The sequence below is a fragment of the Citrobacter sp. C13 genome (assembly GCF_014596815.2).
Classification (GTDB): Bacteria; Pseudomonadota; Gammaproteobacteria; order Enterobacterales; family Enterobacteriaceae; genus Citrobacter; species Citrobacter portucalensis.
The window spans coordinates 3,111,368-3,125,642 of the sequence record NZ_CP115024.1; the positions used below are offsets into that span (position 1 = coordinate 3,111,368).

Below are 14,275 nucleotides of genomic sequence, written 5' to 3' on the forward strand. Positions count from 1 at the left end.
AGGTGTTACATGTCCGAGCTTAATGAAAAGTTAGCCACAGCCTGGGAAGGTTTTACCAAAGGTGATTGGCAGAATGAAGTAAACGTACGTGACTTCATTCAGAAAAACTACACTCCGTATGAGGGTGACGAGTCCTTCCTGGCTGGCGCAACTGATGCGACCACTGCACTGTGGGACAGCGTGATGGAAGGCGTTAAACAGGAAAACCGCACTCACGCGCCTGTTGACTTTGACACCTCCGTTGCTTCTACCATCACTTCTCACGACGCTGGCTACATCAACAAAGCGCTCGAGAAGATTGTTGGTCTGCAGACTGAAGCTCCGCTGAAACGTGCGATCATTCCGTTTGGCGGCATCAAAATGGTTGAAGGTTCCTGCAAAGCGTACAATCGCGAACTGGACCCGATGCTGAAAAAAATCTTCACCGAATACCGCAAAACCCACAACCAGGGCGTATTCGATGTTTACACCAAAGACATTCTGAACTGCCGTAAATCCGGTGTTCTGACTGGTCTGCCAGATGCGTATGGCCGTGGCCGTATCATCGGTGACTACCGTCGCGTTGCGCTGTACGGTATCGACTACCTGATGAAAGACAAATACGCTCAGTTCGTCTCTCTGCAGTCCGATCTGGAAAACGGCGTAAACCTGGAAGCAACTATCCGTCTGCGTGAAGAAATCGCTGAACAGCACCGCGCTCTGGGTCAGATCAAAGAAATGGCTGCTAAATATGGCTGCGATATCTCTGGTCCGGCTACCAACGCTCAGGAAGCTATCCAGTGGACTTACTTCGGCTACCTGGCCGCAGTTAAATCTCAGAACGGTGCAGCAATGTCCTTCGGTCGCGTATCCACCTTCCTGGATGCTTACATCGAACGTGACCTGAAAGCAGGCAAAATCACCGAGCAAGACGCACAGGAAATGATCGACCACCTGGTCATGAAACTGCGTATGGTTCGCTTCCTGCGTACTCCTGAATATGATGAACTGTTCTCCGGTGACCCGATTTGGGCAACTGAATCAATCGGTGGTATGGGCGTTGATGGCCGTACTCTGGTTACCAAAAACAGCTTCCGCTTCCTGAACACCCTGTACACCATGGGTCCTTCTCCGGAGCCGAACATCACTGTTCTGTGGTCTGAAAAACTGCCTCTGAACTTCAAGAAATTCGCCGCTAAAGTGTCCATCGACACCTCTTCTCTGCAGTACGAGAACGATGACCTGATGCGTCCGGACTTCAACAACGACGACTACGCTATCGCTTGCTGCGTAAGCCCGATGGTTGTTGGTAAACAAATGCAGTTCTTCGGTGCGCGTGCAAACCTGGCGAAAACCATGCTGTACGCAATCAACGGTGGCGTTGATGAAAAACTGAAAATGCAGGTTGGTCCTAAATCTGAACCGATCAAAGGCGACGTTCTGAACTTCGACGAAGTTATGGACCGCATGGATCACTTCATGGATTGGCTGGCTAAACAGTACGTCACCGCGCTGAACGTTATCCACTACATGCACGACAAGTACAGCTACGAAGCCTCTCTGATGGCGCTGCACGACCGTGACGTTATCCGCACCATGGCGTGTGGTATCGCTGGTCTGTCCGTTGCTGCTGACTCCCTGTCTGCAATCAAATATGCGAAAGTTAAACCGATTCGTGACGAAGACGGTCTGGCTATCGACTTCGAAATCGAAGGCGAATACCCGCAGTTTGGTAACAACGACTCTCGCGTTGATGACATGGCGGTTGACCTGGTAGAACGTTTCATGAAGAAAATTCAGAAACTGACTACTTATCGTAACGCTATCCCGACTCAGTCTGTTCTGACCATCACCTCTAACGTGGTTTATGGTAAGAAAACTGGTAATACCCCAGATGGTCGTCGTGCTGGCGCGCCGTTCGGACCGGGTGCTAACCCAATGCACGGTCGTGACCAGAAAGGTGCTGTTGCCTCTCTGACCTCCGTTGCTAAACTGCCGTTTGCTTACGCTAAAGATGGTATTTCTTACACCTTCTCTATCGTTCCGAACGCTCTGGGTAAAGACGACGAAGTTCGTAAGACCAACCTGGCTGGTCTGATGGATGGTTACTTCCATCACGAAGCGTCCATCGAAGGTGGTCAGCACCTGAACGTGAACGTCATGAACCGCGAAATGCTGCTGGATGCGATGGAACATCCGGAAAAATATCCGCAGCTGACCATCCGTGTTTCTGGCTACGCAGTACGTTTTAACTCCCTGACTAAAGAACAGCAGCAGGACGTTATTACTCGTACCTTCACTCAGACCATGTAATTGGTTTTGACTGAAATCGTACTTTAAAAAGCGTACAATAAAGGCTCCACGTAAGTGGGGCCTTTTTAATAGCCTGCTTTGTCAGCTATCTATACTTATATACTCGATGGATTTCGAGGTGCATTGAGGCGGCAACGGAGTGAATCCCCTGGAGCGTACAGAAGTAGGTGACTGGGGTGAGCGAAGGAAGCTAACAAAGATGCAGCTTGAAAGACGAAAAGTATGGATAGCAGCCAAAACAGACTCGACACAGTTAATAACTGTGCACTAACACTGGCCCCGGATGGGCCACACCTGGAGAAACACCGCAATGTCAGTTATTGGTCGCATTCACTCCTTTGAATCCTGTGGCACTGTTGATGGCCCGGGCATCCGCTTTATTACCTTCTTTCAGGGCTGCCTGATGCGCTGCCTGTATTGCCATAACCGTGACACGTGGGATACACACGGCGGTAAAGAAGTCACCGTCGACGAATTAATGAAAGAGGTGGTGACCTATCGCCACTTTATGAACGCATCCGGCGGCGGCGTGACGGCGTCTGGCGGCGAAGCTATCCTGCAAGCTGAATTCGTACGTGACTGGTTCCGCGCTTGTAAAAAAGAAGGTATTCATACCTGTCTGGATACCAACGGTTTTGTTCGCCGCTACGATCCGGTGATCGATGAGTTGCTGGAAGTCACCGACCTGGTCATGCTCGATCTCAAACAGATGAACGATGAAATCCATCAGAATCTGGTCGGCGTATCTAACCATCGCACGCTGGAGTTCGCGCGTTACCTGTCAAACAAAGACATCAAAGTGTGGATCCGCTATGTTGTCGTACCTGGCTGGTCTGATGACGATGACTCCGCACACCGCCTCGGCGAATTTACCCGCGATATGGGTAACGTTGAAAAAATCGAGCTGTTGCCTTACCACGAGCTGGGCAAACACAAATGGGTGGCAATGGGCGAAGAGTACAAACTGGATGGCGTCAAACCACCGAAGAAAGAGACCATGGAGCGCGTGAAGGGCATTCTCGAGCAATATGGACATAAAGTGATGTATTGAGTTTTAGCCACCACGAAACGGCTGCCCTGAACGGCAGCCGTTTTGCTATCTAAGCGACAATATTTGAGTCGAAGGCGCGGTTAACAGGAGAAAGCGACGCTATCTCCTGCCCTCGTCTTTAGCGCCCTCTTCTCGCCAGTAGCGGGAAAATCAATCCCAGTCCAACCAGCACAAATGGCGTCACGATATTCAGCGTGAGCTGGAATGTCCACTCAGGGGTAAAGGCTTCCATTTTCGGGAAGATCCCGGTCAGACAGGCAAATGCGGTAAAGGCAAAGCACCAGATCCCCACGGTCATCGCAAGCGAGCGGTTGCGAATAAAGACATATTCCGATTTATATTTTTGCGCCAGGCGAATAACGGCAATAAACGCCACAAACACCCATAAATAACGCAATGGCATCACGACAGAGTTAAGATTCAATAGCCATTTATACAGGTTGTTCATGTCGCCAATTCCCAGTGTTGGCAACATAATCAGAATCGCCACCAGCACCAGCGTCAGAATATAACCATTGACTGGCGTACCGGAAGCGTTGGTTTTACACAGGCTCTCGGGAATATATTTACGATCAGCATCACCCAGAAGAACTTTAAGCGGTGCATCAATAGAAAATACCAATGCCGCAATCTGTCCCAGCGTATTGGCAATCGCGTAAATAACCATCAGCGAATTACCCATACCATAATACTCACCCAATTTCTGGAAGGCGTAATATTGACCATTCGTCATCAGGTCATCTGGAATATGCCGGGAGTCAAACATCATTCCCATAGCCAGCGACCCGAGAATCGCGCATACCGCTACCATAACAGCCAGAACGAGCATCCCTTTTGGAAATTCTTTGCCCGGATTACGTGTCTGATTAACGTATGGCGAAATTTTCTCCGCACCGCCCACGGCAAAGACCAGCATGGAGATCGTAGTAATGTAGGTAAAATCGATGTGCGGGATAAACGATTCCCAGGTGATATTGGTTGTCGCTATTTGCACATCCGTAATTGCAGGCGCGGTTACCGCCATCACGACATACAAAATGGACATCACAAACATCGCGATGCCAGCAACTGACCCAACAATTTTCAGTGACTTCATGCCACGGGACGCAACCCACATGAAAAAGACAAACAGCGCCAGCGTCAGTCCCTGCAACGCCACGACGGTGTACTCTTTAATCAACGAACCATCGCCCTTCAGCGCCCATCCCAGCGCAATCAGAATAGCCTGCGGTTTTTGCGCCAGATAAGGTATATGCACAACCCAATAGGTCCAGGCAGCAAGATAGGCCAACCCTGGCCCCATGGTATGTTTAATCCAGGTACTGACGCCGCCTTTACCCTCTTTAAAGGTTGAGCCAAGCTGCCCGACGATCAACGCATAAGGAATAAAATAGAGCGCGAAAATAAATATCCAGGAGGAGACAACAACCAATCCCTGATTAGCATAGTTGTTGACGACGTTACCAAAACCCCAGACGGTAATAAATGACATCAATGCAATGTTGTACCATCGCAATTGTTTTTCCTGCACACCAGCCATACGCAATCCTTTGTGGAAGCTTTTTGATTATCAATATATGAGGCGTGGGATTATGCGCGGTAAAATGAGCGAGCGGAAACGGCAGGATGTAAAACTATAACCTTCTGCACACTTTATTTTCAGGATAGACGTGTGCAATTAAATAATGCAGGTTCCCATAAAGCATACATAAACAGTATGTATGGGAACCTGTTCATATTCTGTTAAATCAGGTCAAATGTGCGCAATAGAATTAGGCGTATGGCCCGTCTTACGCAACAGCATCAGTAAATAAATAAACGATACGCTGGCGATCATGATAAACAGCAAGCTATCTGAATAATTCTGCATCAGCATCGCAGTAAATGAAGGTCCCAGCAGGCTGCCCACGGTATAGCTCAATAACAATGCCTGATTCATGGCGACCAGCTGATGATGTTCCACCTTTTCACAGGCCCAGGCCATCGCGACCGGGTAGAGGGTAAAGCCTGCCGCACCCAACATAAACAACGCGGGCGCCATCGCCGCCTGGTTCAGCATGGCGATACTCCCGACGATCACCACGAAGACCTGGACGCGTAAAACCAGCAGACGTCCCAGCTTGTCCGCCAGACGGCCAATCGGCCATTGACCCAGAATACCGGCACTTACCAGGACCGCCATCCAGAAACCAATGCTGGCGTTGCTCACCCCCTGATGGTTGAGATACAGCGGCATCAGGCCATACAAAGACCCCAGCACGATCCCGGAAATAATGCAGCCATTAACGCCCAAGCGCGCCTGACGCAACCTCAGCATGGAGACAATAGGCGTAGACTGCTGTTCATCGCCCTGCTGATTAGCAATGCGCGTAAAGAGCAGTGGCAAAACACCCGCCAGGATAGTACCCGTCACCCACGGCAGGACGTTCATCAATTCTGTTGATACTTTACTAACCAGCAGTTGGCCTAAAAACGTTCCCACATAATAGATCATCATATAGGCGGCAAGTAACCGTCCGCGATTACGGGACGTCCCGCTGCACATCAGCGCGCTTTCCACGACCACCCAGATCATGGCGCAGCCAACACCGGCGACAAAACGCCATATCATCCAGCTCCAGAATCCCACCATAATCCCCAGCCCGACACAGCCCGCGGCGAAAATAAGCGAGGCGATGTAATAGCTGCGATTAAAACCAAGGTGTTTTATTAAATAACCTGTCAGCAACGTCCCTACCAGATTACCGGTAAAGTAAGACGAGCTCACCACGCCTACCTGCCAGGTGGGCAGATTTTCATGGGCGAGCCAAAGCGGGACGAGCGTGTTTAACACGGCGATCGCCAGGGTCAACAGAAGTAGCCCGCACAGCAATAGCATGACGGGACGGGTATAGGTGGACATGAATAAAAACCGTGAGGAAGTTCAAATTTCATGCGCATCATGCCACTGCTAAAAACATTGTCAATCGGCGGAATCAGAGGGCTGAGGCGCTTTCTGGTCGTTCGATTTGCATTACTGATTCTTAATGTGAATAGATAAAAAATACAAAAACACATCTGCTTGTTTTTATTGATCTAAAACAAAAATCTCGCGTTACGTTCAGTCGAAAAATTTCATGGACTCCCCTTACTTTTATTTCTTACTAAACTCTATGCGGGATGCTGAGCTGCATTGTCTTCAAAATAGAACAGTGAGTTCCTATTTATCTATCTAATCCAAATATCGTTCTTTTCGTAGACTTAAACTCATCAAATTTCCCCCACTGATACTGAACAGGAGAAATACCATGACTAAACCTTACGTAAGACTTGATAAAGACAATGCGGCAGTACTGCTGGTCGACCATCAGGCTGGCCTGCTCTCTCTGGTTCGGGATATCGATCCCGATAAATTTAAAAACAACGTGCTTGCGCTCGGTGACTTAGCAAAATACTTCAACCTCCCAACCATTCTGACAACCAGTTTTGAGACAGGACCAAACGGACCGCTGGTACCGGAACTGAAAGCTCAATTTCCCGATGCGCCCTACATTGCTCGCCCAGGAAACATTAACGCATGGGATAACGAAGATTTCGTGAAAGCAGTAAAAGCGACCGGCAAAAAGCAGCTGATTATCGCTGGTGTCGTGACGGAAGTTTGCGTCGCTTTCCCAGCGCTCTCGGCTATTGAAGAAGGTTTTGACGTCTTTGTTGTCACCGATGCTTCAGGCACGTTTAATGAAATTACCCGCCATTCAGCATGGGATCGGATGTCTCAAGCAGGCGCTCAATTGATGACATGGTTCGGAGTAGCATGCGAACTGCACCGCGACTGGCGCAACGATATCGAAGGTCTGGCGACGTTGTTCTCTAATCACATTCCGGATTATCGCAATCTGATGACCAGCTATGACACGTTAACTAAGCAGAAGTAAAGACTGGGGCAAAACCCTAGCCTAACATGTAGCCGGATAGCGCGCAGCTTTGAGGCCTACGGATATTGTAGGCTTGATAAAGCACGAGCCGCCATCCGGCATATTATGGATTAACTCGCCACCGCCATACCGACGGTCATATGCAGCCCGTAGAACACGCCACGACCAATCAGCTCGCCGACTAACAGCAGAATAAACGCGACAGAAAGCAACGGAACGGCAGGCTGGTAACCCTTCACTTGCGGTACTATCCAGCAGCATAGCGCTAAGGCCAGTGCCACAATCCGCCACGCCATCAGCGAACCGTAATCCGGAACCAGCGCAGAGGCCTGTTGAATCGAACTGTGGATTGTCGCCAGTTCAGTCCCCTGCATTACCGACATGATGGCGCTCACGACCAGAGCAAGCACTGATATAGCCGGCAGCAGACGCATCGCCCAACCATCCACGCCAGCAATTCTCAGTAACAGATATCCCAGCAGCGGACCGCCCATAAACATCGTCAGGAAGAAGCCCAGCGGTGTCCAGACGCTGTACCAGGTCGGTACGGTATCGATGGTGTTATACACGCGCACCATCATCCAGACAAAAACCACACCCAGCACCATGGTGACAACTAACCACAGATTGCGTAATGCGGGCGACATTTTCTTCAACATAGCCAGCAGCCAGCCGATACCGCCAACGGCAAAGAAGAGTGAGCCGCTGGCAATTTCGTTACTCAACGCAGATGACCCAACGCGATTGAGTGAGTTAAAGGCGCGCATCGGTGAGCCCAAATGGAGCATGGAAGCAATAAATCCAATGCCCATTAATACCCACAGCCCAAACATGCAGGTAATTACGCGTTGCTGCGATTCTGGGCGTAAGCCCCCTTTCATCAACGCCAGCGCCAGAACGATAAAACCGCCAACCACACACTGCCCGAAGACCGTGAAGATCATCAGCGGCCATTCATGCCATCCACTTCCCATCTTACACCTCCTTCGGATTAGCCAGATAACCTGTGGTATCGCCGGTCGGGCGGCTATTGGCGTTAGGTTTGATAACAATGCTCGGTTTGGTAAAGTGCGCGCCCGGCAATGGCGCAACCGCAGCCAAAGTACCGTGTTTTTTGCGCAGTTCATCAATTGGGCCAAAATCCAGCGCACGCAGTGGACAGGACTCGACGCAAATAGGTTTCTTACCTTCAGCGACGCGCTCATGGCAACCATCGCATTTGGTCATATGTCCTTTGTCAGCATTATACTGTGGTGCGCCGTAAGGACAGGCCATGTGGCAATAGCGACAGCCGATGCACACATCTTCATCGACAACGACAAAGCCATCTTCACGTTTGTGCATCGCACCGCTCGGACACACTTTGGTACAGGCCGGGTCTTCACAGTGGTTACACGCAATGGAGAGGTAATAGGCAAAGACGTTCTGATGCCAGACGCCGTTGTCTTCCTGCCAGTCACCGCCCGCGTACTCATAAATGCGGCGAAAGCTGACTTCAGGGGTTAAATTTTTGAAATCTTTGCACGCCAGTTCGCAGGTTTTGCAACCGGTGCAACGGCTGGAATCAATAAAAAATCCATACTGGGTTGTCATCGGTTACTCCTTACACCTTTTCAACCTGAACAAGGTTCGTGTGTGATGGGTTCCCCTTCGCGAGAGGAGACGGACGCTGGGTCGTCAGGACGTTAATACAACCGCCCTGGTCCACGCGTTTTGCGTCCGGGTCATACCACGCCCCTTCGCCCAATGCCACCACGCCAGGCATCATACGCGGCGTTACTTTCGCCTCGATGTGCACTTCACCACGATCGTTAAAGATGCGCACCTTGTCGCCGTTGTTAATGCCGCGTCGCTGTGCATCCATCGGGTTGATCCACATTTCCTGACGGCAGGATGCTTTCAGAACATCCACGTTGCCATAGGTCGAGTGGACGCGAGACTTATAGTGGAAGCCGGTCAACTGCAGAGGGAATTTCTCCACCAGCGGATCGTTTAAGCTCTCAAAGCCTGGGGTATAAATCGGCAGTGGATCAATCACATCACCTTCCGGCAGTTCCCAGGTTGACGCGATCTCGGCAAGCTGCTGCGAATAAATTTCGATCTTACCTGACGGCGTGGTCAGCGGATTGGCGTTAGGATCCTCACGGAACGCCTTGTAGGCCACGTGATGTCCCTGTGGGTCGCGCTGTTTAAAGATCCCCTGCTTGCGGAATTCTTCAAACGTTGGCAGTTCAGGAATGGCTTTTCGCGACTGCTCGTACAGATGACGCATCCACTCTTCCTGAGTACGACCTTCTGTAAACTGCTGCTCAACACCAAGGCGTTTCGCCAGCTCACTGGTCATCTGGTAGATAGTCTTGCATTCGAAGCGTGGTTCGATCGCCTGATCGGTGAAAATCACATACGACATATTTCCGCAGGAGGCATCCAGTGCGAAGTCCATCTGCTCAGATGCGGTGCAGTCCGGCAGCAAAATGTCCGCGTATTTCGCCGAGGAAGTCATATGGCAGTCGATGACGACGATCATCTCGCACTTCTTATCATCCTGTAGGATTTCATGTGTGCGGTTGATATCAGAGTGCTGGTTAATCAGACAGTTACCGGCATAGTTCCAGATCATCTTAATCGGAACATCGAGTTTATCTTTACCACGAACACCGTCACGCAGCGCCGTCATCTCCGGACCTCGCTCAATGGCGTCCGTCCACATAAACATAGAGATGCTGGTTTCGACTGGGTTTTCCAGCGTAGGCATACGTTCAAACGGCAAACTGTATGAGCCCTCACGCGCCCCGCTGTTGCCGCCGTTAATCCCAACGTTACCGGTAAGGATTGCCAGCATAGAAATGGCACGGGTCGCTATTTCACCGTTAGCATGGCGCTGCGGTCCCCACCCCTGACTGATATATGCCGGTTTAGCGCTACCGATTTCACGGGCCAGTTTGACGATTCGATCAGCAGGAATACCGGTAATTTGCGCTGCCCATTCCGGGGTCTTGGCGATACCGTCTTTGCCCTGCCCAAGAATATACGCTTTATAGTGACCGTTTTTCGGTGCGTCGGCCGGTAAGGTTTTCTCGTCGTAACCCACGCAGTATTTATCAAGGAACGGTTGGTCAACCATGTTTTCGGTGATCAAGACATACGCCAGACCATTCACCAATGCCGCATCGGTACCTGGGCGGATCGGGATCCACTCATCTTCACGACCCGCGCCGGTATCCGTGTAGCGAGGATCGATAATAATCATGCGGGCATTGGATTTTTGTCGCGCCTGTTCAAGGTAATAGGTTACCCCACCCCCGCTCATACGGGTTTCACCTGGGTTATTCCCGAACAGAACCACCAGCTTGCTGTTTTCAATGTCGGACGGGCTGTTACCGTCTGCCCAGCCGCCGTAGGTGTAGTTCAACCCGGCAGCGATTTGCGCTGAAGAGTAGTCACCGTAGTGGTTCAGGTAGCCGCCACAGCAGTTCATCAGACGTGCTACCAGCGTTTTGCCTGGCGGCCAGGAGCGTGTCAGGGTGCCGCCCAGCGTACCTGTGCCGTAGTTCAGGTAGATAGACTCGTTGCCGTAGTCTTTGATAAGACGCTGCATATTGCTGGCAATGATGTCGTAGGCTTCATCCCAGCTGATGCGCTCAAATTTCCCTTCGCCACGTTTACCGACGCGTTTCATCGGGTATTTCAGACGGTCGGGATTATAAACGCGACGACGCATGGAGCGACCACGCAGACAGGCGCGTACCTGGTGCAAGCCGTCATAGTTGTCATCACCGGTGTTGTCGGTTTCAACATACTTTATTTCACCGTCTACCACGTGCATACGCAGAGGACAGCGGCTACCACAGTTCACCGTACACGCGCTCCATATGACTTTCTCATTGGCCTGTGTCGGATTAAGGGCTTCTGCAGCATTTGCAATACGGGTAAATGGCAGGGTAAACGCGCTACTGGCCGCCGCCAGTCCGCCTATCGCCGTCGTTTTCACCAAACCTCGGCGACTAACCTCAGCTGCCAGCATGGCATCGGGGATCTTAGTTTTCATAGTGGCTCACTCTGCTGCTCACAATAAACAAAAGAGAAATACTCGTTATGTAGATTTTTATATAGCACATATGTCGATATACAGACTGGTAGATACCGAATTTGCGAAAAGACAGAGATAAATACTGACTTTCATTCGAAGGCAGTATTACTCCTATAGAGGTAGGCGTTATTGTCCGACGTCAAACGGGCATAAAAAAAGCGCCCTAAGGCGCTTTTTTAGCAAAGAAAGGTAGCTTAGCCGATAAATTCCAGGCCATTCATGTACGGGCGTAACACTTCCGGAACCTGAATACGACCATCAGCCTGCTGATAGTTTTCCATCACCGCAACCAGCGTACGTCCAACCGCCAGACCGGAACCGTTCAGCGTATGTACTAAACGGGTCTTTTTGTCGGATTTGCTGCGGCAACGCGCCTGCATACGGCGAGCCTGGAAATCCCACACGTTGGAGCAAGAGGAGATTTCGCGATAGGTGTTCTGCGCCGGGATCCACACTTCCAGATCGTACGTTTTGCATGCGCCGAAGCCCATGTCGCCTGTGCACAGGATGATCTTACGGTACGGCAGGCCCAGCAGCTGAAGAACCTTCTCGGCATGGCCGGTCATCTCTTCCAGCGCGTCCATAGAGTCTTCCGGGCGAACGATCTGCACCATTTCAACTTTATCGAACTGGTGCATACGGATCAGACCACGGGTATCACGACCGTAAGAACCTGCTTCAGAACGGAAGCACGGCGTATGCGCGGTCATTTTGATCGGCAGCGCATCTTCGTCAATGATTTCGTCGCGAACCAGGTTGGTCAGCGGAACTTCTGCCGTTGGGATCAGCGCATAGTTGCTGCTGTCAGCTTCTTCATCCAGCGGACGGGTGTGGAACAGATCGCCAGCAAATTTCGGCAGTTGCCCTGTTCCGTACAACGTGTCATGGTTAACCAGATACGGAACGTAGTTTTCGCTGTAACCATGCTGCTCGGTATGCAGATCCAGCATGAACTGAGACAGCGCACGGTGCATGCGCGCGATCTGCCCTTTCATCACGACGAAACGAGAGCCGGTCAGCTTAACCGCAGCGGCAAAATCAAGACCCGTGTGCATTTCACCCAAGGTAACGTGATCGCGCACTTCGAAATCAAACTCACGCGGAGTACCCCAACGGCTGACTTCAACGTTGTCATTTTCATCTTTACCCACCGGAACGTCGTCCGCTGGCAGGTTAGGAATGGTCAGCGCAATGTCGCGGATCTCGGCCTGTAAGGTATCAAGTTCAGCTTTCGCGGCATCCAGCTCTTCGCCCAGTTTGTTCACTTCCAGACGTAAAGACTCGATATCTTCCCCGCGCGCTTTTGCCTGGCCGATGGATTTCGATCGAGAGTTACGCTCTGCCTGCAGGTTTTCAGTTTGTACCTGCAGAACTTTACGACGCTCTTCAAGAGCACGCAGCTTATCTACATCCAGCTTAAAGCCCCGGCTTGCCAGTTTTTCTGCGACTGCGTCTGGCTCATTACGCAGCAGATTGGGATCGAGCATGCTTATCCTGTGCTTATCGAATTAAAATAGGAGAAAGTGACCACAGCCTGCGGTCACAGGGATACAGAGACAACATTACCGCAACGATAACACTAACGGTAGCGTTTTATAGGGCTATTTTGATCCTGTCCGGCGAGCCAGGCGAGCTTTTCGCCAATCTTGCCTTCAAGACCTCTGTTTGTGGGGTGATAATAGCGCGTTTGTGCCATTTCCTGCGGGAAGTACTCTTCTCCGGCGGCATAGGCATTTGGTTCATCATGGGCGTAACGATACTCCTGACCATAGCCCATTTCTTTCATCAGCTTAGTTGGCGCATTGCGCAGATGGACCGGCACGTCGTAATCCGGACGTTCGCGGGCATCAGCCAGCGCGGCTTTGAAGGCGGTGTAAACCGCATTACTTTTCGGCGCGCAGGCCAGATAAACAATCGCCTGAGCAATCGCTCGTTCACCTTCCGCGGGTCCCACTCGGGTAAAGCAGTCCCATGCGGAAATTGCCACCTGCATGGCGCGAGGATCGGCATTGCCCACATCTTCAGAGGCAATTGCCAGACAGCGACGAGCAACATACAGCGGATCACCACCTGCACTAATGATGCGCGCATACCAATAAAGTGCCGCATCCGGGGCGCTGCCGCGAACCGATTTGTGTAATGCGGAGATGAGATCGTAAAAGCGATCGCCTTTATTATCGAAACGCGCGCTGCGTTCACCGGCAATTTCAGTGAGCAACTTGGCCTTCAATACGCGCTTGCCAGAATCATCAACTTCGGCCATATCGGCCATCATTTCCAGCGTATTCAGCGCTCGCCGCGCGTCGCCATTAACCAGTTCGGCAATCGCCCGACGCGTCTCTGGCGGCAGTACGATATCCTGGCCGCCGTAACCACGGGCTTTGTCTGACATCGCCTGGTCCAGCACCTGTTCAATATCGTCGGTGGTTAACGACTTCAGTAAATAAACACGCGCACGCGACAGCAGTGCCGAGTTCAGTTCAAACGAGGGGTTTTCTGTGGTGGCGCCAATAAACGTGATGGTACCGTCTTCAATATGCGGTAAAAACGCATCCTGCTGGCTTTTATTAAAACGGTGAACTTCGTCCACGAACAGGATAGTACGTCGACCTGCGTTACGATTCTGACGCGCACGCTCAATCGCTTCACGAATTTCTTTTACGCCAGACGTAACCGCAGAAATTCGTTCAACATCGGCGTTGGCGTAACGGGCAATAACTTCGGCTAGCGTGGTTTTCCCCGTCCCCGGCGGCCCCCATAAAATCATGGAGTGCAGGTGCCCGGCCTCGATGGCGCGCGGCAAGGGTTTACCCGCAGCCAGCAGATGCTGCTGGCCGATGTACTGCGCTAAATTTTCTGGCCGCATACGTGCGGCCAGTGGCTGAAAGGTATTATCAGAAAAGTCGAGCGACAGATTGCTCACTCACA

At 51.2% G+C, this 14,275-nt stretch carries 10 protein-coding genes; 3 read left to right on the forward strand and 7 right to left on the reverse strand.

The window, feature by feature from the left end; translation table 11 throughout:
* Positions 1–9 precede the first annotated feature (9 nt).
* Both pflB and pflA read left to right on the forward strand, forming a co-directional pair.
* Complete coding sequence (gene pflB, locus IB222_RS14940; protein WP_003035753.1) at positions 10–2,292, forward strand: formate C-acetyltransferase; 2,283 nt, start codon at positions 10–12, stop codon at positions 2,290–2,292.
* 310 nt (positions 2,293–2,602) lie between these two features.
* Positions 2,603–3,343, forward strand: coding sequence for a pyruvate formate lyase 1-activating protein (pflA, locus tag IB222_RS14945; protein ID WP_003035751.1), 741 nt, complete (start codon positions 2,603–2,605; stop codon positions 3,341–3,343).
* Between the two features lie 118 nt (positions 3,344–3,461).
* Here pflA and IB222_RS14950 read toward each other — a convergent pair whose 3' ends face one another.
* On the reverse strand, positions 3,462–4,883 hold the full coding sequence (locus tag IB222_RS14950; RefSeq protein ID WP_003035749.1) for an amino acid permease: 1,422 nt from the start codon (positions 4,881–4,883) through the stop codon (positions 3,462–3,464).
* Between the two features lie 213 nt (positions 4,884–5,096).
* A complete protein-coding gene (locus IB222_RS14955; protein WP_149384733.1) occupies positions 5,097–6,245 on the reverse strand; it encodes an MFS transporter in 1,149 nt (382 codons plus the stop codon).
* 385 nt (positions 6,246–6,630) lie between these two features.
* Between IB222_RS14955 and ycaC the strand changes: the two genes are divergently transcribed.
* Positions 6,631–7,257 carry an isochorismate family cysteine hydrolase YcaC gene (gene ycaC, locus IB222_RS14960; protein ID WP_003035746.1) on the forward strand — a complete coding sequence of 209 codons (627 nt, stop codon included), beginning with the start codon at positions 6,631–6,633 and terminating at the stop codon, positions 7,255–7,257.
* Positions 7,258–7,367: 110 nt separating this feature from the next.
* On the opposite strand, the gene IB222_RS14965 is transcribed toward ycaC, so the two are convergent.
* The 5 genes from IB222_RS14965 to rarA all read right to left on the reverse strand — a co-directional run bounded on the left by IB222_RS14965 (position 7,368) and on the right by rarA (position 14,270).
* Complete coding sequence (locus tag IB222_RS14965; RefSeq protein WP_003831906.1) at positions 7,368–8,231, reverse strand: dimethyl sulfoxide reductase anchor subunit family protein; 864 nt, start codon at positions 8,229–8,231, stop codon at positions 7,368–7,370.
* A gap of 1 nt (position 8,232) precedes the next feature.
* Positions 8,233–8,850 (reverse strand): dimethylsulfoxide reductase iron-sulfur subunit DmsB, encoded by a 618-nt coding sequence (gene dmsB, locus IB222_RS14970; RefSeq protein WP_003831905.1) that lies wholly within the window; start codon positions 8,848–8,850, stop codon positions 8,233–8,235.
* 10 nt (positions 8,851–8,860) lie between these two features.
* On the reverse strand, positions 8,861–11,305 hold the full coding sequence (gene dmsA / locus IB222_RS14975) for a dimethylsulfoxide reductase subunit A (RefSeq protein ID WP_149384734.1): 2,445 nt from the start codon (positions 11,303–11,305) through the stop codon (positions 8,861–8,863).
* A 236-nt stretch (positions 11,306–11,541) separates the two neighbouring features.
* On the reverse strand, positions 11,542–12,834 hold the full coding sequence (gene serS, locus IB222_RS14980) for a serine--tRNA ligase (RefSeq protein ID WP_003831902.1): 1,293 nt from the start codon (positions 12,832–12,834) through the stop codon (positions 11,542–11,544).
* 92 nt (positions 12,835–12,926) lie between these two features.
* Positions 12,927–14,270 carry a replication-associated recombination protein RarA gene (gene rarA / locus IB222_RS14985; protein ID WP_148362177.1) on the reverse strand — a complete coding sequence of 448 codons (1,344 nt, stop codon included), beginning with the start codon at positions 14,268–14,270 and terminating at the stop codon, positions 12,927–12,929.
* Positions 14,271–14,275: the final 5 nt, after the last annotated feature.

Excerpts from the sequence above, each read along its gene's own strand:
- pflB (WP_003035753.1), top strand. The coding sequence starts at position 10 with ATGTCCGAGCTTAATGAAAAGTTAGCCACAGCCTGGGAAGGTTTTACC.
- pflA (WP_003035751.1), top strand. The coding sequence starts at position 2,603 with ATGTCAGTTATTGGTCGCATTCACTCCTTTGAATCCTGTGGCACTGTT.
- IB222_RS14950 (WP_003035749.1), bottom strand. The coding sequence starts at position 4,883 with ATGGCTGGTGTGCAGGAAAAACAATTGCGATGGTACAACATTGCATTG.
- IB222_RS14955 (WP_149384733.1), bottom strand. The coding sequence starts at position 6,245 with ATGTCCACCTATACCCGTCCCGTCATGCTATTGCTGTGCGGGCTACTT.
- ycaC (WP_003035746.1), top strand. The coding sequence starts at position 6,631 with ATGACTAAACCTTACGTAAGACTTGATAAAGACAATGCGGCAGTACTG.
- IB222_RS14965 (WP_003831906.1), bottom strand. The coding sequence starts at position 8,231 with ATGGGAAGTGGATGGCATGAATGGCCGCTGATGATCTTCACGGTCTTC.
- dmsB (WP_003831905.1), bottom strand. The coding sequence starts at position 8,850 with ATGACAACCCAGTATGGATTTTTTATTGATTCCAGCCGTTGCACCGGT.
- dmsA (WP_149384734.1), bottom strand. The coding sequence starts at position 11,305 with ATGAAAACTAAGATCCCCGATGCCATGCTGGCAGCTGAGGTTAGTCGC.
- serS (WP_003831902.1), bottom strand. The coding sequence starts at position 12,834 with ATGCTCGATCCCAATCTGCTGCGTAATGAGCCAGACGCAGTCGCAGAA.